This window comes from Actinokineospora sp. (assembly GCF_052390155.1).
In the GTDB taxonomy this organism is placed as follows: Bacteria; Actinomycetota; Actinomycetes; order Mycobacteriales; family Pseudonocardiaceae; genus Actinokineospora.
Genome location: NZ_JBQTHF010000022.1, coordinates 33,672 through 57,618, shown reverse-complemented (window position 1 = coordinate 57,618; position 23,947 = coordinate 33,672). Strand labels below are relative to the sequence as shown.

Genomic DNA, 23,947 nt, shown 5'->3' with positions numbered 1-23,947 from the left:
CAGGAATGTCCCTCCAAATTCCTCCCAACTGGATCGGGGATACAGCGCGGCGCCTCATGGCGCAGCAGTGGTCGTAGGCGTTCATTGAGCGTTGGCTGGTCACGCCGGTGTTCCAGTTGTGCCAGATGGCTGCGGCCATGGCCAGCAGGCGTTGGGCGACGCGGCTGAACACTCCGGCGGGGGTGCGTCCGCCGTGTCGTTCGAGCCCGAGTTGGCCTTTCAGTGTTTGGTTGACCGACTCGATGCGCTGCCGGACGCCGCCGAGGCTGCCGTTGCGGTAGGTCTCGTCCTTGCGGTCCGGGCGTAGCAGGTTCACTCCCATCGCCTCGGTGAGTTCTTTGAAGTCTTTGCCGGAGAAACCTTTGTCCGCCAACAGGATTTGGCCGTCACGGATCAGGTGGTGCTGGTCGTGGAGCAGGGCGGCGAGTACCTCGCGTTCCCCGATCTTCGGGTCGGCCAGGCACCACATGACGGGTATGCCGTCGCCGGCGCACACCAGGTACAGCTTGAGTCCCCAATACCATCGGGAATGTGACGCACAGTAGCCGTAGTTGGCGTGTCCGGCCAGGTCTGAGCGTTTCACCGTTTCCCGGGACATACCGCATGGCACCGGCGTGGCATCGGTGATCCACATGTCGTCGAACCAGGACGGGCAACACACGGCCAGCGCGACGATCGCCTTACGTAACAGAGGTTCCACAGCCTTCGCGCGCTTGTGGTAGCCGGATTGTTTCGGCAGACAGGGGAACATCGCCCGCCATCGCGGGTCGGTGTGGATATGCCGGATCCATCGCCGTTGCGAGTCATATCCGAGTAGCGCCTGCGCCACGACGAGACAGATGAGCTCACTATCAGTCAGCTCAGGTCGTCGACCGCGCCCCTCCCGGGGCGGCACAACGTGGTCATCGACGAACACGTAGAGTGCGGCCAGGAGGGTGTTCAGGTTATTCGTCACAGATTGATCATGAACACCCTCCGCCTACGCGGTGACACCGGCCCGCCTCACATGATCTTCACGGAATCACTCATCTAGTGCGCACTAGGCTCTGCGGCGTGACTGGTGGTGTGGCGGGGCTGCTCCTGGCCGCGGGCGGGGGCAGGCGGTTCGGCATGCCGAAGGCCCTGGTGCCCTACCGCGGCGGGCTGCTGGTCGAGCACGCGCTCGCGACGCTGGCCGCGGGCGGCTGCGACCCGCTGGTGGTGGTCCTCGGCGCGGGTGCCGACGAGGTGCGTGCCCGGGTGGCGCTGCCCGGGCTGGTGGTGGAGAACCCGGACTGGGCCTCGGGCATGGGTTCCTCGCTGCGGGTCGGGCTGGCCGCGCTGGACCCGGCCGACGCCGTGGTCGTGCTGACCGTGGACACCCCGGGCGTGACCGCCGCGGCCATCCGCAGGCTGGCCGAGCGGACCGCCCCCGACGTGCTCGCCCGCGCCACCTACGACGGCGTGCCGGGCCACCCGGTCCTGATCGGCCGCGCGCACTGGGCGGGCGTCGCCGAACTGGCCGACGGCGACACCGGGGCCCGGCCCTATCTCGCCCGGCACCCGGTCGCCGCCGTGCCCTGCGAGGACGTCGCGGACGGCGCCGACGCCGACCGACCGGAGGACTTGCGGTGACCCGACCACACGAGACCCGCCCACAGGAGGCACCGATGCCCGAAGACGCCTACGGCGACCAGGTCCTGACCCATCTCGCCGAGGTGGGCAGGCACAACGCCGAGGCCCTCGACGACGTCGCCGACCTGGTGCTCGCGTGCGTCCGCGCCGACGGCCTGGTGCTGACCGCCGGGGCGGGTCACTCGCTCGCCGCGGTCGCCGAGACGTTCTTCCGCGCCGGCGGCCTGGCCTGCGTGCGGCCGCTGTTCACCGAGGAACTCCAGGTCTTCGGCGGCGCCCGCCGGGCCACCGCGGCCGAGCGGCGCCCCGGCCTGGCCGGGTCGGTGTTCAGCCTGCTGCGGCTCTCCGGCCACGAGGTGCTGTTCGTGTTCTCCAACTCGGGCATCAACCACTACCCGGTGGAGCTGGCCGTGACGGCGATGCGGGCGGGCTGCCCCGTGGTGGCGGTGACGTCCCCGGCGACCACGGCCGGGGCGCCCCGGCGCGCGGGCACGACCCTCGCGGTGAACGCGACGGTCGTGCTGGACACCCTGACCGGTCCGGGAGACGTGAGCTACCCGGCGTCGGCCCCGGTGACGGCGTCGCTGTCGACGTTGAGCAACGCCTACCTGTGGAACCAGGTCCTGGCCCGGGTGCACGACAAGGCCGCGACCGAGGGCACCACGCTCCCGCTCTGGCGCAGCTCCAATATGGACGGTGGCGACGCGGCGAACGCCGCCCTGCTGGCGAAGTACGGCGACCGGGTCCCCCAACTCGGCTGAGGGCCCCACCCGCCACGACGCCGCCCGGATCACCTGGAACGAGGGCTGGATCTAGGAAATTCCGTGGTTCGGCGACTACCCCGACCGTACCCTGTGCCGTGTGGACACCACCTCCCAGACCCGTTCCGACGCTATGACGGCAGGCGAGTTCCGGCTGGTCGCGAAGCCGGACGAAACGGTGCACCTGGTCTGCTGCCGCGACGCGTCCTGGCAGGTGGCGCTCTGCGGCACCGAGTGCACGGAGATCAATCCCGCCGCCGAAGTGGTCTGCACGATGTGTGTCGAGGAGGTCACCGCGCTTCGCCCGCAGTGGCGATCGGAGGCGCAGTTCGTCTGTCCGGTCGACGCCACCCGCTGCCCGGACGAGCACGAGGTCGACCTGCGCATCGCCCGCGAGACCGACCGGACCCGGTCGGGTCGCTAGGCGGCGGCCTCCGCGAACTGGGTTCGGTAGAGGTCGGCGTACCGCCCGGCGGCGGCCAACAGTTCGTCGTGGGTGCCGCGTTCGACGATGCGGCCGTCCTCGACCACCAGGATCTGATCGGCCGCGCGGATGGTCGAGAGCCGGTGGGCGATCACCAGCGCGGTCCGCCCGGACAGCGCGTCGGCCAGGGCTTCCTGTACGGCCACCTCCGACTCGGAGTCCAGGTGGGCGGTGGCCTCGTCGAGGATCACCACGCGGGGTTGGGCGAGCAGCAGCCGGGCGATGGTCAGCCGCTGGCGTTCGCCGCCCGAGAGCCGGTAGCCGCGCTCCCCCACCACCGTGTCCAGCCCCTCGGGCAATGAGTCGATCAGCGCGCCGAGCCGGGCGCGGGTCAGCGATTCGCGGATCTCGTCGTCGGTGGCCGCGGGGCGGGCGTAGGCGAGGTTCGCGCGGATGGTGTCGTGGAACAGGTGGCCGTCCTGGGTCACCACGCCGACGGTGTCGCGCAGCGCGTCGAACGAGAGGTCTCGGACGTCCACTCCAGACAGTCGCACGGCACCGGATTCGACGTCGTAGAGCCGGGGCACCAGGGCGGCGATGGTCGACTTGCCCGCGCCGGACGAGCCGACCAGCGCGATCATCCGACCGGGCTCGGCGCGGAACGACACGCCGTGCAGCACTTCCTGGCCGCCGCGCTGGTCGAGCACGGCGACCTCCTCCAGCGACGCCAGCGACACCTTGTCCGGCGCGGGATAGCCGAACCGGACGTCCTCGAACTCCACGGAGACCGCGCCAGGGGGCACCGTGCGCGGGGACGGCTTCTCGGTGATCATCGGCGGCAGGTCGAGCACCTCGAAGACCCGCTCGAACGACACCAGCGCGGTCATCACGTCGACCCGGACGCTGGCCAGCGCGGTCAGCGGCGAGTAGAGCCTGGTCAGCAGCAGGGCCAGTGCCACGACCGTGCCGGGCGCGAGGTCGCCCTTGAGCGCGAGGTAGCCGCCGAGGCCGTAGACCAGCGCCTGTGCCAGCGCGGACACCAACTGCAGGCTCGTCATGAACCAGCGGGTGGCCATCGCGGAGCGGACGCCGATGTCGCGTACCCGGCCCGCGCGCTCGCCGAACTCGTCGGCCTCGGCGTGCGGGCGGCCGAACAGCTTGACCAGGGTGGCGCCGGGCGCGGAGAACCGCTCGGTCATCTGGTTGGTCATCGAGGCGTTCAACGTGGACGCTTCGCGCTGCAGGTCGGCCATCCGCCTGCCCATGCGGCGCGCGGGCAGCACGAAGACCGGCAGCATGACCAGCGCCAACAGCGTGATCTGCCACGACAGGGTCAGCATCACCGCGAGCGAGAGCACCAACTGGATCACGTTGGTGACCAGGCCCGCCAGCGTCGAGGTGAACGCCCGCTGGGCGCCCATGACGTCGTTGTTGAGCCTGCTCACCAGCGCGCCCGTGCGGGTGCGGGTGAAGAACGCCACCGGCATCCGCTGCACGTGCTCGAACACGGCGCGGCGCAGGTCGTAGATCAGGCCCTCGCCGATCCGGGTCGACTGCCAGCGCTCGGCGACCCCCAGCGCCGCGCCGACCACCGCGAGGCCCGCGATCGCCAGCGCGAGCCAGATCACCACGGACACCTCACCGCCGCTGACGATCGCGTTGACCACCTGGCCCGCGAGCAGCGGCGAGGTGACCGCGAGGACCGAGGACACCACGGTGAGCAGCAGGAACACCACCAGCCGTGCCCGGTGCGGTCGGCTGAACGCGAACACCCGGCGCACCGTGCCCTTGGCCAAGCCCTTGGGCGCGTCGCCCGCCCGCATCGCACGCGCCATGACTCGGTGCGAATTGCCATCCATTCCAGTCCCCTGACGTCGAGCCAACTCCCGTACAACGCCGCGCGCCTGCCAGAACTTCCCACGCCGCCGTGCGCGCCCGACACCCGCGCTCGGTAGCCTGCGGCCGGGGAGCCATGGGAAGGCGGGGCGATGCGGCGGGAACCGGTGCGGCTCGACCTCGCGCTCTACGCGGGCAGCGCGGTGTTCGCACTGCTCACCGCGTTCGCCTCGGAGTTCTACGGCTACCGCGTCTGGGGCAACTTCGCGAGCGCGGGCTACCTGGCCGCGGCGGCGCTCACGCTGCGGCTGATGGTGCGCGGCGCGGGATCACGGTGGCTGCCGGTCGGTGTCGCGGGTGCGCTGGGCACTGTCGCGCCGCTGCTGTTCCTGGTGTTCAAGCGGTCGCCCGGGTTCGTGTGGGGGCCGTGGCCGTGGTCGTTCCCGGCGCAGCCCGAGGTGTGGGTGATCGAGCGGTCCGCGCGCCTGCTGTTCGCCGACGGCACCCCGTATCTCGACCTGGCGACGCTCGGCCGCGCGCCGCACCCCGACGACTACACGCCCTACGGCCCGGCGATGACGGTGTTCGGCATGCCGCGCGCGCTGCTCGGCGACCATCCGCTGACCGACTCGCGGGTGATGTTCCTGCTGGGCGCCTGCGCGGCGGTGTGGGCGGCGTGGCGGGTGCTCGGCAGGCCGGTGATCCCGGTGCGGGCCGCGCACCTGGCCGCGGTGAGCCCGCTGACCGCGCTGACGTTCACCGTCGCGGGCGACGATCTCGCCGTGCTCGCGCTGATCGTCCTCGCGGCGGCGCTCGCCTACCGCGCGGGTCCCCTGTGGACAGGCACCGTCTGCGCGGTGATGGTCACCATGAAGCTGACCGCGGTGCCCGCCGCCGTCGTGCTGGGCATCGGGATTCTGGCGTGGCGCGGCGGTCGCGCCGTCGCGGTGTTCCTCGGCACGCTGGTGGCCGTGGGCGCGGTGATCGTCGTGCCGGTGCTGGCCGCCGACCCGGCGGCCTTCGTCGAGCACGTGGTCAAGTTCCCGATCGGGCTGGGCCAGGCGAGTTCACCCGCGTCGAGTCCGTTGCCAGGACACCTGATCGCGAGCATCGGCCCGCTCGGACACACCGTCGCGCTGATCCTGCTGGCGCTGGCGGCGGTCGCGGTGACGGCCTGGCTGGTGCTGCGACCGCCGCGCACGGCCGCGACCGCGACGGTGCGCATCGCGACGGGGCTGGGCGCGGCGATCACGCTCGCACCCGCGACGCGGTGGGGTTACCTGGTCTATCCCGTGGCTTTGCTGGGCGCCGCGCTCGCCTTCGCGGAGGCGGACCGACGACCCGAAAGCGAGAGCGGCACACCGGATTCCGGTGCGATCACCGGATCGCGACCGGTGATCGGTTCCGATGTCGGCACCGCACCGGAGCCACCGCCCTCGCCCTGAGGCGGGCAAGCGCCGCTACTTCTTCTTGGTCCGTGTCGCCCCACCCCGTCCGCGCAGGGCGACACCGGACTCCGAGAGGACTCGGTGGACGAATCCATAGGAACGCCCAGTGCTTTCCGCGAGCGCACGGATGCTGGCGCCCTTCTCGTACTTCTTCTTCAAGTCGGTGGCAAGCTTGTCGCGCGTGGCACCGGTGATCCGCGCGCCTTTCTTGAGGTCAGCCACGTTGTCCGCCTTCCGTCGCGAGTGGCGGGGCCACGGATGACCCCTACCGCCGCAATGATCGAACACGGTGGCGCGGAATGCCAGACGAGATGGGAAAAAGGTGCGGAACTCCCCCGCTCACACCAGATACCGGTCTCGGGACTGAGCGTGATCTTTGAATACAAGATCCCTGGAAAACGCCCCATTTCACGCGAGCTGAACGAGTTCCAGGTACTCGGCGGACCAGTGATCCTCGGTGCCGTCTGGGAGAAGGATCACCCGCTCGGGTTCCAGTGCCTCGACCGCGCCGGGGTCGTGCGTGACGAGCACGACCGCCCCGCTGTAGCGGCGCAGCGCGTCGAGCACCTGTTCGCGGCTGGCCGGGTCGAGGTTGTTGGTGGGCTCGTCGAGCAGCAGCACGTTGGCCGCGCTGGACACCAGACCCGCCAACGCGAGCCGCGTCTTCTCGCCACCGGACAGCGTGCCCGCGAGCTGGTCGAGTTGCTCGCCCGCGAACAGGAACGTGCCCAGCAGCGACCGCAACTGCTGCTCGGGGGTGTCCGGCGCGGCGTGCCGCACGTTGGTCCACACGCTGGCCGCGTGATCGAGGGTCTCGTGCTCCTGGGCGTAGTAGCCCAGCCGCAGCCCGTGGCCGGGCACGACGCTGCCGGAATCGGCCTTCTCCATGCCGCCGAGCAGGCGCAGCAGCGTGGTCTTGCCCGCGCCGTTGAGACCGAGGATCACGACCCGCGAGCCCTTGTCGATGGCCAGGTCGACGCCGCTGAAGATCTCCAGCGAGCCGTAGGACTTGCTCAGCCCCTCGGCTGTCAGCGGGGTCTTGCCGCAGGGGGCGGGCTCGGGGAACCGGATCTTGGCGACCTTGTCCGACTGGCGCACCTCGTCCAGGCCGGCGACCAGCTTCTCGGCGCGCTTGATCATGTTCTGCGCGGCGACCGCCTTGGTGGCCTTGGCGCGCATTTTGTCGGCCTGCGCCATCAGCGTCGACGCCTTCTTCTCGGCGTTGGCTCGCTCGCGCCTGCGCCGCTTCTCGTCGGCCGCGCGGGCGTCGAGGTAGCGCTGCCAGCCCATGTTGTACAGGTCGACCTCGGCGCGCATGGCGTCGAGGAACCAGACCTTGTTGACCACGTCGGCCAGCAGCTCGACGTCGTGGCTGATGACGATGAGGCCGCCGGTGTGGCCCTTGAGGAAGCTGCGCAGCCAGGTGATCGAGTCGGCGTCGAGGTGGTTGGTGGGCTCGTCGAGCAGCAGGATCGTGCCCGCGCCGCCACCGATGCCCGCCTCGGAGGCGGCGAACAGGATGCGCGCCAGCTCGACCCGGCGGCGCTGGCCGCCGGACAGGGTGCGCAGCGGCTGCAGCAGCACGCGGTCGGCCAGGCCGAGGTTGGCGCAGATGCGCGCGGCCTCGCTCTCGGCGGCGTAGCCCCCGAGGTCGGCGAAGCGCTCCTCCAGGCGGCCGTACTTGCGCACCGCGACGTCCCGCTTGGCCGCGTCGACGTGCTCGGCCATCGCCGTCTGCGCCTTCTCCATCTCGCGCAGCAGCTCGTCGAGGCCGCGCGCGGAGAGCACCCGGTCTTTGGCGGTGACCGAGAGGTCGCCCTCACGCGGGTCCTGCGGCAGGTAGCCCAGCTCGCCGGTGCGGCGCAGCTCACCCGCGTAGGGCTCGCCCTCGCCCGCGAGCACGCGCAGGGTGGTCGTCTTGCCCGCGCCGTTGCGGCCGACCAGGCCGATCCGGTCGCCTGCCTGCACGCGCAGCGCGGTGTCGGAGAGCAGGATGCGCGAGCCCGCGCGCAGTTCGAGGTCAGTGGCGGTGATCAAGTGGAGGCTCCGTCGATCGCGTGGTCGTGGGCAGGGGTCATCCGCTCGCGTGCCGTGACTCGCGAGCCCGCCTGCGCATCAGTCGATGAAGACCACGCGCCCAGTCTACGCAATCGGCGGCGGTACCCGTCGCCCGCACTCGAAACTAAGCGTGCGCTTAGCTAGAGTGCCGCCCATGACTTCAGCCGAGTACGCCGGAAAGACCGCCCTCGTCACCGGCGCCAGCCGGGGCATCGGCCTGGCCATCGCCACCGAACTGGCCCGCGGCGGCGCGGCCGTGACGATCTCGGCCCGCAAGCAGGACGCGCTCGACGCCGCCGCCGCGGAGATCCGCGCCGCCGTACCGGGCGCGCGCGTCCTCGCCGTCGCGGCGAACACCGGCTCCGACGACGACCGGGCCGCGGTTGTCGAGCGCACGGTGGCCGAACTTGGCGGGCTCGACATCCTGGTCAACAACACCGGGATCAACCCGGTCTACGGGTCGCTGATGGACGCCGACCTGGCAGGCGTGCGCAAGATCTTCGACACGAACGTGGTGGCGGCGCTGGGTTTCGTGCAGCTCGCGTTCAAGGCGTGGATGGCCGAACACGGCGGCGCGGTGGTCAACATCGCGTCGGTCGCGGGCCTGCGGTCGTCGGGGGTGATCGCCGCGTACGGGGCGAGCAAGGCGGCGCTGATCCGGCTGACGGAGGAACTGGCGTGGCAGCTCGGCCCCGGCATCCGGGTCAACGCCGTCGCCCCGGCGGTGGTGAAGACCCGCTTCGCGGAGGCGCTCTACACCGACCGGGAGTCGGAGGCGGCCAACGCCTACCCGATGAAGCGCCTCGGCAACCCGGAGGACGTCGCGCGTCTGGTGGCGTTCCTGGTGTCGGACGGGGCGAGCTGGATCACCGGTGAGACGGTGCGGATAGACGGCGGCCTGCTGGCCACCGGCACCCTCGGCTGAGCCAGTTCCCGCGAGGCCAGCGCTCAACCCGCGCCTACTCAACCCGCTCAGCCCGCTCAAACCACCGCCGCGCAGACCCCCACCCACCTCGGGGGGTCGGCCCTGCTCCAGTCTATCGGCGATGGGGTCGGGGCGGGGGGTGCGGGAAATTCTGTGGATGGTTCGGGGGGATGTGGACAACTTCGGGGTGGCCGACAAGGCGGTGGTCGGCTCAGCCGGTGGTGGTCGGTTGGGTCGTGGTCGGCTGGGTGGTCGAGGTTGGCGAGGTCGACGGTGGGGACTGTGGAATGGCGCGGCGCGGGGGTCGGGGGCCGCGGTCGAGTCGGCCGCCGGGGCCGCCGCGGTCCATCAGTGGGCCACCGCGCGGGCCCTGCTCGTAGCGGGCGTGGCCGGGTCTGCCGTCGCCCGCGTCGCCGATGAAGTAACCGGCTACACCGCCGCCGACCAGTAGGCCCGCGCCGACAAGGGCGGCCACCAGCAGACTCACCGTGCGCCGTGATTTTCCTCCCGCCGGAGGTCCTGATCGCACTGTCCCGGCTGTGGCGCCGGTCGACCCTGGTGGCGCGGACTGGGCCGCCGCCGGGGTCGGCTGGGCCGCCGGGGGAACTGCTTGCGCGGCCGCGGGATCAGGCTGGGCCTCCCCCCGGTTCGAGTGGGCGGCAGCGGGATCAGATTGAGCGACCCCGGGGTCCGAGTGGGCGGGATCGGGCTGGGCTGCCGCGGCGTGAGCTGTCTGGTCGCCGTCGGGCAGCGGTTGTGTCGGCTGCGGGCGGTCGCCGGGCACTGGTGTGTCACTCATGACCCGACTGTGCGCCCCGAGTCTGTGAGCCCGCTGTGCGCAAGCTGGGAGTCAGGGATCGCGAACGACGATCTCGACCGAGAAAGCGCGCGCCGCGGCGTCGTCGAGCACGGTGCGGCGTGGTTCGGGCACGTCGAGCACGCGTGGCTCGGCCAAGGCGAACACCGAGGCGAGACCCCGGTCGGCGCGCAGGGTGTCCAGTGCGCGCTGGTCGCCGCCGAGGACGACGGCGTCGAGATCGGCGACGCGGGTGCCGAGCACGTCGGCGACGTCGCGGGCGGCGGCTTCCAGCGCCTGCCGGGCTTGGCCTTCGCGCCGCCGGGCGAAACGCTGTTGCGACCAGCCGCCCGCGGCGCTGCGGCCGTGGACCAGGTGGCGATCGGTGCGGGAGAGCACGACCTTGCCCGCCTCCGCGACACCCAGGCTGTGCCCGCCGAGACGCACCAGCAGCAGCCCGACCCGGCGCGGCGCGGCGAGGTGGTCGGCCAGCGCGGTCACGTCCAGCCCGACCCGCTCCCCCGGCTCGGCGGCCAGCGGGGCGAACGGCACCGTCGTGGTCGCCGTGGCCCCGTCGACGGCTTCGACCAGCACGGAATCGGCGGCGACCACGGTCCGCACGACGCCGCCGTGCCGCGCGGCGAACCGGTCGAACCAGCCCGCCAGCCGCTCCGGCGGCACCTCGACGGCCCGCCCGCCGCCCGCGACCGTCCGCGCTTTGCCCATGTCCGCACGCTACGCGGACCCCGCCCGAGCGCGTCAGAGCACGAAGGCGTCCGACCAGAACTGGCCTGTGCGGCCGGACAGGGCCTCCAGCAGGGACGCGGCTTGGCCGTCGGTCAGTGAAGCGACGAAGTCGATCACAGCGCGGCCGCGGGCAAGGGCGAGCACCCCGGCGGAACCCTCCGGCCCGTCACCCGTGGCCCCGATGAGCGTGTCCGGCCTGTTCTTGGCCAGACACCCGTACTCCTCGACGGCAAGTTCCACCAGGTCGTGCAGTCTGCGCGGCAGCCGGTCGGCCTCGAACCGGTCGGCGAGCCACTGGTCCAGCGCCTCCACCAGCGACGTGAGCAGCCGCGCCTGCCCGCGCTGGTAGAGGGCGAGATCAGGGCGCAGCAACACGAACCGGCGGTGCACGAACTTGAGGACCTGCACCTCGTGCCACTGCTCGCGGCCGAGCAACACGTGCCCGGAGCGGGTCGGCGGGTCGGGCACCACGTGCACGCCCGCGACCAGCCGCGCGGTCCAGCCCGCGGAGAACCGGCCGAACGCCTGCTCGGCGGCCACCGAGCCGTCGAACGGCGCCGACAGCAGGTCGTCGACGAGTTCGGCGCGCACCCGCGACACCGCGGCGACGAACGCGTCGTCGTCGAAGATCCAGGAGTCGCGGGCGTGCAGGCGCCTGCGGAGCACCTCCAGCGACTGTCCCGGCCTGCGTCGATACGCGCCGAGTTCGGACTCGGCCGCGAATTCGGCTCGGTCGGACTCCCACTGGCCGAGCTCGGCCGACACCGGCGCGTGCTGCAGCACGCCGATGCGGTGGAAGTCCTCCAGGTCGTGGATGGCGTAGGCGATGTCGTCGGCGTTGTCCATCACCGACGCCTCGACGGTCTGCTGCCACTCGGCGACGCGGCCCGCGAACGGCGCGCGGCACTGGAACAGGTCGTCGAGTTCGGTGACGTACGCGGAGAACTTGCTCGACCCGGTGCCCGGCGCCTCCTTCGGCTCACCCGCGCCGCGCGGCGGGTCGGGCAGCGCGCGCGGGTGCGGCGCCGGGTGCGACAGCCGCGTCCACGGGTACTTGAGCATCGCGGCGCGCACGGCGGCGGTGAGGTCGAGCCCGGCCGCGCGCGGGCCGCGGGTGTCGGTGGTGGTGACGATGCGGAAGCTCTGCGCGTTGCCCTCGAAGCCGTCGGGCAGGCTGAACCGGTGCCGCGCGAGCCGGTCGAGCACCTGCTCGCCGAGGTGCCCGAACGGCGGGTGGCCAAGGTCGTGGGCGACGGCGGCGGCCTCGACCACGTCCGGGTCGCAGCCGCCCAGCTTGTCCAGCAGCCGCGCCAGGTCCGGGTCGGACACCAGGCGCTCCGCGATGGCGCGGCCCACCTGGGCGACCTTGAGGCTGTGCGTGAGCCGGTTGTGCAGCAGGCCCGAGCCGCTGGCGCTGACCACCTGGGTGACACCGCCGAGCCGCGCGAAGAACGGCGAGGCGACGATGCGGTCGCGGTCGCCACGGAACGGGCTGGCGGCGAGGTCGGCGGGCCCGGCGGCCGCGTCGCGACGGGACTCGCGCTCATCGAGGTGGTCGAACATGGACTGGAGAGTAGGCCCTGGAGGGACCCGCGATGGGGCGCGCGTGGTGGGATCGTGGCGTGGGATCGGTTGACGTGATCGTCGTCGGGGCTGGGCCTGCCGGGTGGGCGGTCGCTGATGGGTGCGCGCGGCGTGGACTGCACACGGCCCTGGTCGACCCGGACCCGCACGCGCGCTGGCCCGCGACCTACGGACTCTGGGCCGACCAGTGCGCCGCCCTGCCGCCTGGGTCGACCGTGCTGCCTGCCTCGGCCGTGCACGCGGCGGGCAGGTCGCTCGCGCGGGGATATGCGGTGCTGGACAACGACTCCGTGCTGTCAGCGTTCACCCGGAGTCCACTTGCGACCGTGATGGATCGGGTGGTGTCGGCGGCGTACGGACCGCGTGGGGCCACGGTGGCGCTCGCCTCGGGCGCACGCCTGGCGGGCGCGGTGGTCATCGACGCGAGCGGCGCCCGGCGGGTGCTGTCCGGCGGGCCGCCGCGTGGGACCCGGGCGGAGCAGACCGCGTATGGGCTGATGGTGCCCGCCGCGAGCGCCGCCGGGCTGGTGGCGCCCGGTGAGGCGGTGTTCATGCGGTGGTGCGGGTCGACGTTCCTCTACGCGGTACCGCTGCCGGGCGGGCGGGTCCTGCTGGAGGAGACGTCCCTGGCCCGTCGGCCGGGTCTCGGGCTGGACGAGCTGCGGTCGCGGCTGATCGCCCGGCTCGCCGCGGCCGGTATCCGGGCTGACGCGGACACGGTCGAGCGGGTGCGGTTCGCCTTGGACGTGCCGGTGCCCCCGGTGTGGCGGCGCGGGGCGGTGCCGTTCGGGGTGGCGGCGGGGATGATCCACCCGGCCACCGGGTACAGCGTGGCCGATGCGCTGCTGACCGCGCCCCGGGTGGCCGACGCCATCGCCCGCGCACTCCCCCGCGGCCCGCTCGCCGCGTCGGCGGCGGGCCGTGCGGCTGTGTGGTCGCCCGCGGCGCGGGCCGTGCACGCACTGCGGCGACGTGGGTTGCGGACGCTGCTGGCTCTGCCTGCTGAGCGGGTGCCGGAGTTCTTCGCCGAGTTCTTCGCGCTGCCGGACGATCTGCAGCGGGCGTACCTCAGCGGGCGGGAGGACGTGCGCGGAACCGCGGCGGCGATGGCCGCGCTGTTCCGGCGCGCACCGTGGCGAGTCCGCGCGGCGATGGTGGCGGCGCGGTAGGGCTCAGTCGGTCGAGTGGTCCAGGGACTGGCGGAGAGCTCGGAACTGGGCGGCGAGGCTGTCGAGTTGGTAGTGGGCGTTGAGGCCGCTCGGGTTGGGCAGCACCCACACTCCGGCGGTGCCGATTGGCACGGGCTGCGGGCCGACCACCGCTTTGGGCGCGCCGAACGCGGTCCGATACGCGGTGATCCCGACGATGGCCACAGTTCGGGGGGCGTACTCGGCCACCACTTGCCGCAGCCGCGCGCCGCCCGCGGTGAGTTCGTGGGCGTCGAGTTCGTCGGCCCGGGCGGTGGCGCGGGCGACGAGGTTGGTCACGCCGAGCCCGAACTCTGGTAATCGGTGCTGTTCCTCGGGTCGCAGTTGGCGTGGGGTGAAGCCCGCCAGGTGCAGGGCGGGCCAGAACCGGTTGCCGGGCCGGGCGAAGTGGTGGCCGGTCGCCCCGGAGTAGAGGCCGGGGTTGATACCGCAGAACAGGACGTCCAGCCCGGGCACGAGGACATCGGGGATCGCCCGGTCCCGAGCCGCGGCGAGTTGCTCACGCGTGGGTCGAGGCACGACACCCATGGGAACAGAAGTCGATCACCGCCGCCACCGCCGTAGGGCGCGCTCGCCCCGGATTCACGCGATCAGCCGCAGCATGCCGCATCTTCCGATACGGCACGGTGGTGCTCCACGGTCTCCGGGCGCTTGTTCCCACCCCGGTTCTGTAGTTGCTCGCTCGTATCTCCACGGTGCGTCGTTCCCTTTTCGACAACTATCCGATATCTTGATAGTAGATAGCGAAAGCAGGATATCGGGCCCAAATTTGAAGAAGAGGAAGAACAAGGCACGGGAACGCCGAACTCCCCGACCGGGAAGTGGTCGGGGAGTTCGGCTGGATCAGGTCAGTCGGCGCTGCCCACCGCTGGGGATCAGCGCGGGATCAGTTCGACGATCAGACGGTGAAGCCCAGGGCGCGCAACTGCTCCCGACCGTCGTCGGTGATCTTTTCGGGGCCCCAGGGGGGCATCCAGACCCAGTTGATCCTGAAGTCCTGGACCAGGCCGCCGCCGGTGAGGGCCGCTCGGGTCTGGTCTTCGATGACATCGGTCAGGGGGCAGGCCGCCGACGTCAAGGTCATGTCGATGATGGCGGTGTTGCCGTCCTCCACCCGAATGTCGTAGACCAGGCCAAGGTCGACCACGTTGATCCCCAACTCGGGGTCGACCACGTCGCGCATGGCTTCTTCGAGGTCGTCCAAGGAGGCCAGGTCCGCGCTGGGGGCCAACTCGGGCATGCCCGCGGCGCCGCGTTGGATCTCGTCGGTGGCTTCGTCGCTCATCGCGTTCCCATTCCGTTGGGCGACCCGTTCGCGCGGGCCACCGCGTCCTTGAAAGCCATCCACCCCAGCAGGGCGCACTTCACCCGCGCCGGGTACTTCGCCACCCCCGCGAAGGCGATGCCGTCCTCCAGCACGTCCTCGTCCGGCTCGACCTTGCCGCGGCCCTGGATCAGCGCCACAAAAGCGTCCATAGTGGACAGTGCATCGTGGACAGTTCGGCCGACCACCAGATCGGTGAGCACCGACGTCGACGCCTGGCTGATCGAGCAGCCCTGCCCCTCATAGGACACATCGGCCACCGAGTCGCCGTCGAGCTTGACGCGCAGGGTGACCTCGTCGCCGCAGGTGGGGTTCACCTGGAAGGACTCGGCGTCGTACGGGTCGCGCAGGCCGCGGCCGTGCGGGTTCTTGTAGTGGTCCAGGATGATCTCCTGGTACATCTGCTGCAACTGCATCAGCCGCTCACCCCGAAGAACCGCCGGGCCTCCCGCACGCCATCAAGCAGGGCGGCGACGTCGCGGAGGTCGTTGTACAGATAGAAACTCGCCCGGATGCTGGCGGGCACCCCGAGCCGCCGGTGCAGCGGCCACGCGCAGTGGTGGCCGACGCGCACGGCGATGCCCTCGTTGTCGAGCACCTGGCCCGCGTCGTGCGGGTGGACGCCGTCGATGACGAACGACACCGCGCCGCCGCGCTGGGCCACCTCGCCGGACGCGTCCAGGGTCGGCCCGAGCACCCGGACACCCGGGATCTCCGCCAGACCCGCCAGCGCGGCCACGGTCAGCCCGTGCTCGTGCTCGGCGATCCGATCGATGCCGACGACCGACAAGTAGTCCACCGCCGCGCCGAGGCCGACCGCCTGCGACGTCATCGGTACCCCGGCCTCGAACCGCTGCGGCGGCGGGGCGAACGTCGAGCGGGCCATCTCGACCATCTCGATCATCGACCCACCGGTGAGGAACGGCGGCATCGCGCCCAGCAGTTCGCGCCGCCCGTAGAGCACGCCGATGCCGGACGGGCCGAGCATCTTGTGGCCGGAGAACACCGCGAAGTCCACACCCAGCGCGGCGAAGTCCACTGCGGAATGCGGGACCGACTGGCACGCGTCGAGCACCGTCAGGGCGCCGACTTCCCTTGCCCGCGCGACGATCGACGCGACCGGGTTGACCGTACCGAGCACATTGGACTGATGGGTGAACGCCACGACCTTGGTCCGGGCGTTGACCAACTCGTCCATAGTGGACAGATCGAGCCGACCGTCGTCGGTGACGCCGAACCAGCGCAGCGTGGCGCCGGTGCGGTGCGCGAGCTGCTGCCACGGCACCAGGTTCGCGTGGTGCTCCATCTCGGTGACCACGATCTCGTCGCCGGGGCCGAGCACGAACCGCGCCGACTCGGGGCCAGCGGTCGAAGCGTTGCCCATGGCGTAGGCGACCAGGTTGATGCCCTCGGTGGCGTTCTTGGTGAACACCACCTCGTCCGCGGCGACGCCGACGAACCCGGCGATCCGGGCGCGGGCGGCCTCGTAGGCGTCCGTCGCCTCCTCGGCGAGCTGGTGCGCGCCGCGGTGCACGGCCGCGTTGTGCTGCTCCAGGAACGCCCGCTCGGCGTCGAGCACCTGGCCGGGCCGCTGCGAGGTCGCGCCGGAATCCAGGTACACCAGGCGTTTGCCGTCGCGCACCGTGCGGCCGAGGATCACGCAGTCGGCCCGCAGCGTGTCGACGTCCAGTGGCGCTGTCACCGTGGTCACGCGCGCACCTCCTGTCTGGGTTGGCTTCGCTCTACCAGTGACAACGTCAGGCGATGCCCGCCGCTTCCTGGGTACCGGCGTACTTCACGTAGCCATCGGCCTCCAGCACGTCGGCCAGCTCGGAGCCGCCCGACTCGACAATCCGCCCACCCGCGAAAACGTGCACGAAATCCGGGGTGATGTGGCGCAGGATGCGGGTGTAATGCGTGATCAGCAGCACGCCCACCTCGCCGGACTCCTTGAACCGGTTGACCCCTTCGGACACCACGCGCAGCGCGTCGACATCGAGGCCGGAGTCGGTCTCGTCCAGGATGGCGATCTTCGGCTGAAGCAGGGCGAGCTGCAGGATCTCGTGCCGCTTCTTCTCACCGCCGGAGAAACCCTCGTTGACGCTGCGCTCGGCGAAGGCGGGATCGATGTCGAGTTCCCGCATCGACTCCTTGACCTCCTTGACCCAGTGCCGCAGCTTCGGGGCCTCGCCGCGGATCGCGGTGGCCGCGGTGCGCAGGAAGTTGGACATCGACACGCCGGGCACCTCGACCGGGTACTGCATGGCGAGGAACAAGCCCGCGCGGGCCCGCTCATCGACCGCCATCGCCAGCACGTCCTCGCCGTCGAGGGTGATCGAGCCGGAGGTCACCTCGTACTTGGGGTGGCCGGCGACCGCGTAGGACAGCGTGGACTTGCCGGACCCGTTGGGCCCCATGATCGCGTGCGTCTCGCCCGCCCGCACGGTCAGGTCGACACCCTTGAGGATCTCCTTGGGACCATCGTCGGTGCTGACCGAGACGTGCAGGTCCTTGATCTCCAGCGTGGCCATGTCTGCTTCGTTCTCCTGTTGGGCAGTCAGTTCTTGGTATCGCGGTTGGTGGAAACAGAGACGTCCACGTGGACGTCACCGCCGATCAGCGTCACGGGGAACACATCCACCGGTTCCGTGGCAGGCGGCGAGGACGGAGCACCGGTGCGCAGGTCGAAACACGACCCGTGCAGCCAGCACTCCAGACCCCTGCTGGTCAGCTCACCCTCCGAAAGGGACAGTTCGGCGTGCGAACACTCGTCGCGCAGCGCGTGCACGACATCGCCCTGGCGCACCAGCACCACGGCCACATCGTCGACCTCGACGGCGAACGGCTTGCCGTCGTCCAGATCGGACAGTGCACACGCTCTGCTCATCTCGCCTCCGCGGCGACAAGTACGTCGGCGGTGCTCATCTCGCCGGCGGGCCTCATACTCCGACAGCTTCCAGCTCGGCCTCGATCGCGGCCTCCAGGCGCTCGCGCACCGCGGGGACCTCGATCTTCATCAACAGCTCGTGGAAGAAGCCGCGCACGACCAGCCTGCGCGCCTGGCGCTCGGGAATGCCGCGGGCCTGCAGGTAGAAAAGCTGCTCGTCATCGAACCGGCCGGTAGCGCTGGCGTGCCCGGCTCCCGCGATCTCGCCGGTCTCGATCTCCAGGTTCGGCACCGAGTCGGCGCGGGCGCCGTCGGTGAGGACCAGGTTCCGGTTGAGCTCGTAGGTCTGGGTGCCCTCGGCGGCCGCGCGGATCAGCACGTCGCCGATCCACACGGTGTGCGCGTCCTGTCCCTGCAGCGCGCCCTTGTACGTCACATTCGACGTGCAGTGCGGCTTGGCGTGGTCGACGAACGTGCGGTGCTCGAAATGCTGGCCCGCGTCGGCGAAGTACAGCCCGGTCAGGTCGACCTCGCCGCCCCGCTCGGCGAACGCGACCGTCGGGGACACCCGCACGAGGTCGCCGCCGAGGGTGACCACGGTGTGCCGCAGCAGCGCGTCGCGGCCGATCCTGGCGTGGTGCGCGGAGACGTGCACCACGTCGTCGGCCCAGTCCTGAATGGACACCACGGTGAGCTTGGCGCCGTCGTCGAGGACGAACTCCACATTGTCCGCGTAGACGCCGGACCCGCGGTGGTCGAGGACCACGACGGCCTCGGCGAACCGCTCGGCGCGCACCTGCAGGTGCCCGTAGGCGACCTTGCCCGCACCCGGGCCGGTGACGGTGACCGTGGTCGGCGCGGACGCGCGGACCTCCTTGGCCACGGTCAGCACGGTGGCCTCGGTGAACGAGCTGTACGCCTGGGCCGCGACCCGGTCGGCGGGCACGCCCGCCACACCGAGCCGGGAGTCGCCGCGCTCGACGGTCTCCACGGAGACCTCGGGCGCGGCGTCCACCGACACGGCGACGGAACCGGTGGCCGCGACCCCGGTGTGCAGGCCCGCGAGGCGCTTCATCGGGGTGAAGCGCCAGATCTCCTCGCGACCGGAGGGCACCTCGAACGCGGCGACGTCGAACGAGGTGAACCACTCGGCGCGAGACGCCTCGGGAACGCGGGCACCGTGCGAATGCGATCCCACGACAGGTGACATCGGCTGTGCTGTCGTCATTTAGCCGACGGCCCCTTCCATCTGCAGCTCGATCAGGCGGTTCAGTTCGAGGGCGTACTCCATGGGCAGCTCGCGCGCGATGGGCTCGATGAACCCGCGCACGATCATCGCCATGGCCTCGTCCTCGGACAGGCCGCGCGACATCAGGTAGAACAGTTGGTCGTCGCTGACCTTGGACACCGTGGCCTCGTGGCCCATCTGCACGTCGTCCTCGCGGATGTCGACGTACGGGTAGGTGTCCGAGCGGCTGATCGTGTCGACCAGCAGCGCGTCGCACTTGACCGTGGACTTCGAGTGGTGCGCCCGCTTGTTGACCTGGACCAGGCCGCGGTAGGACGTGCGGCCGCCGCCGCGCGCCACCGACTTCGACTCGATCTTCGAGGTCGTGTGCGGCGCGAGGTGGACCATCTTGGCGCCCGCGTCCTGGTGCTGGCCCTCGCCCGCGAAGGCGATGGAAAGCACCTCGCCGTGCGCGTGCTCGCCCATCAGGAACACCGCCGGGTACTTCATGGTGACCTTGGAGCCGATGTTGCCGTCGATCCACTCCATGGTCGCGCCCTCTTCGGCCTTGGCGCGCTTGGTGACCAGGTTGTAGACGTTGTTCGACCAGTTCTGGATGGTCGTGTAGCGGCAGCGGCCGCCCTTCTTGACGATGATCTCCACGACCGCGGAGTGCAGCGAGTCCGAGGAGTAGATCGGCGCGGTGCAGCCCTCGACGTAGTGCACGTAGGCACCCTCGTCGACGATGATCAGCGTGCGCTCGAACTGGCCCATGTTCTCGGTGTTGATGCGGAAGTACGCCTGCAGCGGAATCTCCACGTGCACGCCCTTGGGCACGTAGATGAACGAGCCGCCGGACCAGACCGCGCCGTTGAGGGCGGAGAACTTGTTGTCCCCGTGCGGGATCACCGATCCGTAGTACTCGGCGAACAGCTCCGGGTGCTCCTTGAGCGCGGTGTCGGTGTCGAGGAAGATGACACCCTGCTTCTCAAGTTCCTCGTTGATCTGGTGATAGACCACTTCGGAATTGTGCACCACAAGTCCCTCGGCCACGAAGTTGTGCGGGCCGTCGACCTCGATGTCGTACACCGGCTCGATCTCGTACGGCTCGATCGCCTTGACTCGTTCGAACCCCAGCCATTCGTCGCAATGCGCGCGAATCGTCGTGCCGTTCGCGCCGGTCGAGTTGTGGCTATACACACGACGCCCGAACCGCTCGACACGCTTGGGGTTGCGACAGCCGAGTTGTTCGAAGTCGCCGCTGATTCCCAACCGCCACGCCGTCTGGATGCGCTCGGGTGCGTGCCGGTATGGCTGTGTAGACGACCACGGCCCGCCCGCCCGCAAGCCGGACAACTCCACCAGTTCCCGGGCTTGTTCGATCAGCGCCTGATTCGCGCACGTCAGCAGTACCGAGCCGCTGCGCTGGGGGCCGACATACCCGTCGGCGTCGACCCAACCGCCCAGGAACGCGAGCCGCTGGTCGAGCGGAAGGGCGTAAACCCAGTCGGGAACCCGTTTGGTCATTGCCAGGCCCGCGAAACCGAGGTCGGTGATCCACTCCGTCAATGCCTTGGAGTTCACCACGACGCGGTACTCGTCGGACTCGATGGCCGACAGCCCGAACAAGTCCGACACCACTCGGGCGAGTTCAGCCCGAAGTTCGACATCCGTCGCCGGGATCGCGAACTGAACGCGGTAGGTCTTGGCCGACAGATGCAGGTTTCCATCGCCGATGAACAACCCGAGCAACCACATCAAGTCCACCGTCGACTTGTCCGGGCCATGAACGGGGCTTTCCAGGTGATGGCCGCCGGTCACCAACTCAGGCAGGTCGTACGCTTCGCCGAACTCGGGCAACTGACGGGGAACAGCGATGAAGTCTCCAGGCCGCAGATCTCCGACGGTGACCCAACTCCGCACGAATCGAGCCCGCTGCCTGCCCGGCTTGCGCTCGTCTCGGAGCACGAGCATCGGGTGGTTGTCGGTCGTCCGAATGCTCCGCCTCGTGGTCCGTACCGCGTAGGTCTGCTTGACGTCGGTCTGCGCGGCACCCTTCACCGGCGCGACGACAAACCGTCGAGCATCCTCGTCATAGGCGAAGACCAGGTCGCCGGGCTCGATTTCCTTGATGTAGACCTGGCCGCGGTTGGCCGTCCACACGAGACTGTCACCGGCGAGGCACTCGTACTGCGCCGCGACGCCGGACACCAGGCGGGCCTTCTCGGCCTCCGGGATGCCCAGCTTGTCGTAGGTGTTCTTGATGTCCGCCGGCAGGTCGTCCCAGGACTGGGCCTGCTTCTCGGTGGACCGCACGAAGTACTTGATGTTGTCGAAGTCGATCCCCGACAGGTCCGCGCCCCAGCTCGGCATCGGCTTGCGGTCGAAGAGCTGCAGCCCCTTGAGCCGGGACTCCAGCATCCACTCCGGCTCGGACTTCTTGTCCGAGATGTCCCGGACGACGGCCTCGGAGAGGCCGCGCTGAGCACCTGCCCCCGCGGTGTCCGAGTCGGCCCAGCCGTATTCGTATCGGCCGAACGTGTCCAGGGTCTCTTCCTGGGACAGGGGCACTGACGTGGTGGTGCGCTGCTCGGCAGCGGCAGTCATCGGGCCTTCCCTCCATGCGGAACGGGTGGTGCGGTGGCGCCGGAACGCGGACTCGGGGGGTCCCCGGCAGGCGCGAGCGGGACGTGCGTCGTGCACGCGGCGTCACCGCGCGCGATGGTCGCCAGTCGCTGCACGTGGGTGCCGAGCAGGTCGGCGAACGCCGCCGTCTCGACCTCGCAGAGCTGGGGGAACTCCGCGGCCACGTGCGCGACCGGGCAATGGTGCTGGCAGAGCTGCTCCCCCGCGCCGACACTGCGCGTCGACGCAGCGTAGCCCTCCCGCGACAGCGCCGTGGCAAGTGCCTCGGCGCGCGCCGCGGGGTTTCCCGGTGCGGTCACGGCGCCGCGGTGCCGGTCGACCAGGATGGCCACCCGGCGTTCGGCGAACGCGCGGACCGCCTGCTCTCCCCCGCTCTCGGCGAGGAAGCGCAGGGCGGAGATCGCGAGGTCGTCGTAGGCGTGCCCGAACCGGGACCGGCCGGACTCGGTGAGCAGGAAGAGCTTCGCCGGGCGGCCGCGGCCCCGGTGGCCGAGGCGGGGGGCGTCTCGGGTGTACGCCTCCCCGTCGGCGACCAGTGCGTCCAGGTGCCTGCGGACGGCGGTGGGGCTCAGCCGGAGCGCCTCGGCGATCGTGGTCGCCCTGACCGGTCCCTGTTCCAGCAGCAGCCGGGCCACACCGTGTCTGGTGCGGCCGTCGGCCTGCTGCCCGGCCGCGAAGGGACCAGGGGTCTCCTCCGGGGCGCGTGGAGCGGGGGCGGTCTTTTTCACAACACAAGTGTGTCTTATTTCGGTCGAGTCGGCAAAGGCAGGGTGGATCGAGGTGACCGCCCTCACCCGGGAACCGCACGACTACCCTGCCGAACGTGGTGGCGGGAGAGACGGAACGGCGCGGCGCGGCGCGGCCGGACACGGCCGACGGCGAGGCGGGGGCACTGAACGCCGCCGAGCGCAAACAGCTCGACGTGGTGCGCCGGTTCGGCACGGTGGGCGCGCTGCTGCTGGCCGTCGGCTCGCTCGGCGCGGGGGCGGCGCCGGTGTTCAACCCGGTGTTCCGGCTCCCGGTGCTGGGCCTGTTCAGCCGGATGACCACGGTGTCGCTGGCCATCGCGTTCAGCGGTGTGTTCATGATCGTGCTCGCCTGGCTGGGGCTGGGCAGGCTGTCGCGGCCGGGTCGCGCGCGGGTGGTGTCGGTACCGCAGATGGCCCGCACGCTGGTCATGTGGATCGCGCCGCTGGTGTTCACCGTGCCGAGCTTCAGCCGCGACGTCTACAGCTACCTGGCGCAGAGCGAGATCGTGGCGCTCGGGCTGGACCCGTACACGGTCGGCCCGGCGCAGGCGCTGGGCATCAACCACCCGCTGACCCAGGGCGTGCCCACGATGTGGCGGGAGACCCCGTCGCCGTACGGGCCGCTGTTCCTCACCCTGGGCCAGGCGGTGAGCTGGCTGACCGGCGACCACGTGGTGATGGGCGTGGCGGCGCACCGGATGCTGGCACTGCTCGGGCTGGCGATGGCCGTGTGGGCGCTGCCCCGGCTGGCGCGGCGGTTCGGGGTGAGCCCGGTGAGCGCGCTGTGGCTGGGCGCGGCGAACCCGCTGGTGCTGTTCCACCTGGTGGTCGGCGTGCACAACGAGGCGCTGGCGATCGGCCTGATGCTGGTCGGTTTCGAGCTGGCGCTGAGCAGGATGGCCAGGGTGACCCCGGACGGGCCGTTCCCGCCGTGGCAGCGCGGTGAGCTGCTCTGGTACGCCATCGGCGCCGCGGTGATCACGCTCGGCGCGGCGGTGAAGATCCCGGCCGCGCTGGCGCTGGGGTTCCTCGGCGTGATGATCGCGCGCAGGCTGGGCGGGAAGTGGAAACACCTGTTCGGCGTGGCGGGCGGGCTGGGCGTGGTGTTCCTGGTCGTGCTCACCGCGGCGTCGTTGGGCAGTGGGCTGGGCTACGGCTGGGTGAGCACGCTCAACACGGCCGCCACGATCAAGAGCTGGATGGCGCCGATGACCGCGCTGGGCTTCGGCGCGGGCGGCATGGGCATCCTGCTCGGCCTCGGCAACCACATCGACGCCGCGATCACGGTCAGCAGGCTGGTCGGCGCGGTGATCGGTCCGCTGATCGCGGCGAAACTGCTGATGGACAGCTTCCGCTGGCGGCTGCGTCCGCTCACCGGGCTGGGCGTGGCGCTGGGCGCCGTGCTCGTGTTCGGCGCGACGGTGCAGCCCTGGTACCTGCTGTGGGCGGCGGTGCCACTGGCCGCGGCGGCGGGCAACACGAAGTTCCGCACCGCGGCGATGCTCATCAGCGCCGCGCTGGCGGTCGCGCTGGCGCCGACCGGGGCCACCTTCGACGGCCGCGTGTTCGTGCTCCCCTACACCTACATCGGCGCCGCGGCGGTCACCCTGCTCGCGCTCGCGGCGGTGTGGCGGTACCTGCCGCGTGAGGAGCGGGCGCCCGCCGACAAGGTGACCGGCGGCGCCCCCCAGGCCATGCCCTAGGCTTCCCAG

The 23,947-nt window shown here is 70.9% G+C and carries 21 protein-coding genes and 3 pseudogenes; 7 read left to right on the top strand and 17 right to left on the bottom strand.

Going from position 1 to position 23,947, the window contains the following annotated elements:
• Positions 1-67: 67 nt before the first annotated feature.
• Positions 68-955: pseudogene (locus ACT4N7_RS08400) on the bottom strand (IS982 family transposase); the annotation flags it as partial.
• A gap of 98 nt (positions 956-1,053) precedes the next feature.
• Between ACT4N7_RS08400 and ACT4N7_RS08395 the strand changes: the two are divergent.
• The 3 genes from ACT4N7_RS08395 (at position 1,054) to ACT4N7_RS08385 (ending at position 2,799) form a co-directional block, all read left to right on the top strand.
• On the top strand, positions 1,054-1,614 hold the full coding sequence (locus ACT4N7_RS08395; protein ID WP_444828042.1) for a nucleotidyltransferase family protein: 561 nt from the start codon (positions 1,054-1,056) through the stop codon (positions 1,612-1,614).
• Between the two features lie 35 nt (positions 1,615-1,649).
• Positions 1,650-2,375, top strand: a complete 726-nt coding sequence (locus ACT4N7_RS08390) for a sugar isomerase domain-containing protein (RefSeq protein WP_444828041.1) — start codon at positions 1,650-1,652, stop codon at positions 2,373-2,375.
• Between the two features lie 100 nt (positions 2,376-2,475).
• Positions 2,476-2,799 (top strand): hypothetical protein, encoded by a 324-nt coding sequence (locus tag ACT4N7_RS08385; RefSeq protein WP_444828040.1) that lies wholly within the window; start codon positions 2,476-2,478, stop codon positions 2,797-2,799.
• Here ACT4N7_RS08385 and ACT4N7_RS08380 read toward each other — a convergent pair.
• The gene (locus tag ACT4N7_RS08380; RefSeq protein ID WP_444828039.1) at positions 2,796-4,634 is read right to left on the bottom strand and encodes an ABC transporter ATP-binding protein; all 1,839 of its coding nucleotides are present in this window, start codon (positions 4,632-4,634) and stop codon (positions 2,796-2,798) included. The two genes, ACT4N7_RS08385 and ACT4N7_RS08380, sit on opposite strands and share 4 nt — an antisense overlap.
• A gap of 153 nt (positions 4,635-4,787) precedes the next feature.
• Between ACT4N7_RS08380 and ACT4N7_RS08375 the strand changes: the two genes are divergently transcribed.
• Positions 4,788-6,080: a glycosyltransferase 87 family protein gene (locus tag ACT4N7_RS08375; protein WP_444828038.1), complete on the top strand. Its 1,293-nt coding sequence runs from the start codon at positions 4,788-4,790 to the stop codon at positions 6,078-6,080.
• A 15-nt stretch (positions 6,081-6,095) separates the two neighbouring features.
• Here the strand turns inward: ACT4N7_RS08375 and ACT4N7_RS08370 are convergent, their stop codons facing one another.
• On the bottom strand, positions 6,096-6,305 hold the full coding sequence (locus ACT4N7_RS08370; RefSeq protein ID WP_444828037.1) for a helix-turn-helix domain-containing protein: 210 nt from the start codon (positions 6,303-6,305) through the stop codon (positions 6,096-6,098).
• A gap of 186 nt (positions 6,306-6,491) precedes the next feature.
• A complete protein-coding gene (locus tag ACT4N7_RS08365) occupies positions 6,492-8,120 on the bottom strand; it encodes an ABC-F family ATP-binding cassette domain-containing protein (RefSeq protein ID WP_444828036.1) in 1,629 nt (542 codons plus the stop codon).
• Positions 8,121-8,295: 175 nt separating this feature from the next.
• On the opposite strand from ACT4N7_RS08365, the gene ACT4N7_RS08360 reads away from it, so the two are divergent.
• Entirely contained in the window at positions 8,296-9,066 is a 771-nt protein-coding gene (locus ACT4N7_RS08360) for an SDR family oxidoreductase (RefSeq protein WP_444828035.1), read from the top strand.
• A 211-nt stretch (positions 9,067-9,277) separates the two neighbouring features.
• On the opposite strand, the gene ACT4N7_RS08355 is transcribed toward ACT4N7_RS08360, so the two are convergent.
• The 3 genes from ACT4N7_RS08355 to ACT4N7_RS08345 form a co-directional block, all read right to left on the bottom strand.
• The gene (locus tag ACT4N7_RS08355; protein WP_444828034.1) at positions 9,278-9,553 is read right to left on the bottom strand and encodes a hypothetical protein; all 276 of its coding nucleotides are present in this window, start codon (positions 9,551-9,553) and stop codon (positions 9,278-9,280) included.
• A gap of 363 nt (positions 9,554-9,916) precedes the next feature.
• Positions 9,917-10,588 (bottom strand): acVLRF1 family peptidyl-tRNA hydrolase, encoded by a 672-nt coding sequence (locus tag ACT4N7_RS08350; protein WP_444828033.1) that lies wholly within the window; start codon positions 10,586-10,588, stop codon positions 9,917-9,919.
• A 33-nt stretch (positions 10,589-10,621) separates the two neighbouring features.
• Positions 10,622-12,172, bottom strand: a complete 1,551-nt coding sequence (locus ACT4N7_RS08345; protein ID WP_444828032.1) for a deoxyguanosinetriphosphate triphosphohydrolase family protein — start codon at positions 12,170-12,172, stop codon at positions 10,622-10,624.
• A 59-nt stretch (positions 12,173-12,231) separates the two neighbouring features.
• Here ACT4N7_RS08345 and ACT4N7_RS08340 point away from each other — a divergent pair, with 59 nt between their 5' ends.
• Positions 12,232-13,362 carry a lycopene cyclase family protein gene (locus tag ACT4N7_RS08340; RefSeq protein WP_444828031.1) on the top strand — a complete coding sequence of 377 codons (1,131 nt, stop codon included), beginning with the start codon at positions 12,232-12,234 and terminating at the stop codon, positions 13,360-13,362.
• A gap of 3 nt (positions 13,363-13,365) precedes the next feature.
• Here ACT4N7_RS08340 and mug read toward each other — a convergent pair whose 3' ends face one another.
• The 10 genes and pseudogenes from mug to ACT4N7_RS08290 all read right to left on the bottom strand — a co-directional run bounded on the left by mug (position 13,366) and on the right by ACT4N7_RS08290 (position 22,214).
• Entirely contained in the window at positions 13,366-13,929 is a 564-nt protein-coding gene (gene mug, locus ACT4N7_RS08335; RefSeq protein WP_444828030.1) for a G/U mismatch-specific DNA glycosylase, read from the bottom strand.
• A 370-nt stretch (positions 13,930-14,299) separates the two neighbouring features.
• Entirely contained in the window at positions 14,300-14,686 is a 387-nt protein-coding gene (locus tag ACT4N7_RS08330) for a metal-sulfur cluster assembly factor (RefSeq protein WP_444828029.1), read from the bottom strand.
• Positions 14,683-15,141 carry a Fe-S cluster assembly sulfur transfer protein SufU gene (sufU, locus tag ACT4N7_RS08325; RefSeq protein ID WP_444828028.1) on the bottom strand — a complete coding sequence of 153 codons (459 nt, stop codon included), beginning with the start codon at positions 15,139-15,141 and terminating at the stop codon, positions 14,683-14,685. The genes ACT4N7_RS08330 and sufU overlap by 4 nt, the downstream gene beginning before the upstream one ends.
• Complete coding sequence (locus ACT4N7_RS08320; RefSeq protein ID WP_444828027.1) at positions 15,141-16,436, bottom strand: cysteine desulfurase; 1,296 nt, start codon at positions 16,434-16,436, stop codon at positions 15,141-15,143. Before ACT4N7_RS08320 ends, sufU begins: the two co-directional genes overlap by 1 nt.
• A 46-nt stretch (positions 16,437-16,482) precedes the next feature.
• Positions 16,483-17,256, bottom strand: a complete 774-nt coding sequence (gene sufC, locus ACT4N7_RS08315; protein ID WP_444828026.1) for a Fe-S cluster assembly ATPase SufC — start codon at positions 17,254-17,256, stop codon at positions 16,483-16,485.
• Between the two features lie 26 nt (positions 17,257-17,282).
• On the bottom strand, positions 17,283-17,612 hold the full coding sequence (locus ACT4N7_RS08310) for a non-heme iron oxygenase ferredoxin subunit (RefSeq protein ID WP_444828025.1): 330 nt from the start codon (positions 17,610-17,612) through the stop codon (positions 17,283-17,285).
• Between the two features lie 52 nt (positions 17,613-17,664).
• Entirely contained in the window at positions 17,665-18,810 is a 1,146-nt protein-coding gene (gene sufD / locus ACT4N7_RS08305; RefSeq protein WP_444828024.1) for a Fe-S cluster assembly protein SufD, read from the bottom strand.
• A gap of 30 nt (positions 18,811-18,840) precedes the next feature.
• Positions 18,841-19,869: pseudogene (sufB, locus tag ACT4N7_RS08300) on the bottom strand (Fe-S cluster assembly protein SufB); the annotation flags it as partial.
• Positions 19,870-21,447 (bottom strand): annotated as a pseudogene (locus ACT4N7_RS08295) (LAGLIDADG family homing endonuclease); the annotation flags it as partial. It lies immediately after the preceding pseudogene.
• The gene (locus tag ACT4N7_RS08290; protein ID WP_444828023.1) at positions 21,444-22,214 is read right to left on the bottom strand and encodes a helix-turn-helix transcriptional regulator; all 771 of its coding nucleotides are present in this window, start codon (positions 22,212-22,214) and stop codon (positions 21,444-21,446) included. The pseudogene ACT4N7_RS08295 and the gene ACT4N7_RS08290, both read right to left, overlap by 4 nt.
• A gap of 95 nt (positions 22,215-22,309) precedes the next feature.
• Between ACT4N7_RS08290 and mptB the strand changes: the two genes are divergently transcribed.
• Positions 22,310-23,938: a polyprenol phosphomannose-dependent alpha 1,6 mannosyltransferase MptB gene (mptB, locus tag ACT4N7_RS08285; RefSeq protein ID WP_444828022.1), complete on the top strand. Its 1,629-nt coding sequence runs from the start codon at positions 22,310-22,312 to the stop codon at positions 23,936-23,938.
• The last annotated feature ends 9 nt before the right edge of the window (positions 23,939-23,947 follow it).

Coding starts and splice junctions, on each gene's coding strand:
- ACT4N7_RS08345 (WP_444828032.1), bottom strand. CDS start 12,172: ATGTTCGACCACCTCGATGAGCGCGAGTCCCGTCGCGACGCGGCCGCC.
- ACT4N7_RS08310 (WP_444828025.1), bottom strand. CDS start 17,612: ATGAGCAGAGCGTGTGCACTGTCCGATCTGGACGACGGCAAGCCGTTC.
- sufU (WP_444828028.1), bottom strand. CDS start 15,141: ATGCAGTTGCAGCAGATGTACCAGGAGATCATCCTGGACCACTACAAG.
- ACT4N7_RS08350 (WP_444828033.1), bottom strand. CDS start 10,588: ATGGGCAAAGCGCGGACGGTCGCGGGCGGCGGGCGGGCCGTCGAGGTG.
- ACT4N7_RS08375 (WP_444828038.1), top strand. CDS start 4,788: ATGCGGCGGGAACCGGTGCGGCTCGACCTCGCGCTCTACGCGGGCAGC.
- mug (WP_444828030.1), bottom strand. CDS start 13,929: ATGGGTGTCGTGCCTCGACCCACGCGTGAGCAACTCGCCGCGGCTCGG.
- ACT4N7_RS08390 (WP_444828041.1), top strand. CDS start 1,650: ATGCCCGAAGACGCCTACGGCGACCAGGTCCTGACCCATCTCGCCGAG.
- sufC (WP_444828026.1), bottom strand. CDS start 17,256: ATGGCCACGCTGGAGATCAAGGACCTGCACGTCTCGGTCAGCACCGAC.
- ACT4N7_RS08380 (WP_444828039.1), bottom strand. CDS start 4,634: ATGGCGCGTGCGATGCGGGCGGGCGACGCGCCCAAGGGCTTGGCCAAG.
- ACT4N7_RS08360 (WP_444828035.1), top strand. CDS start 8,296: ATGACTTCAGCCGAGTACGCCGGAAAGACCGCCCTCGTCACCGGCGCC.
- ACT4N7_RS08330 (WP_444828029.1), bottom strand. CDS start 14,686: ATGAGCGACGAAGCCACCGACGAGATCCAACGCGGCGCCGCGGGCATG.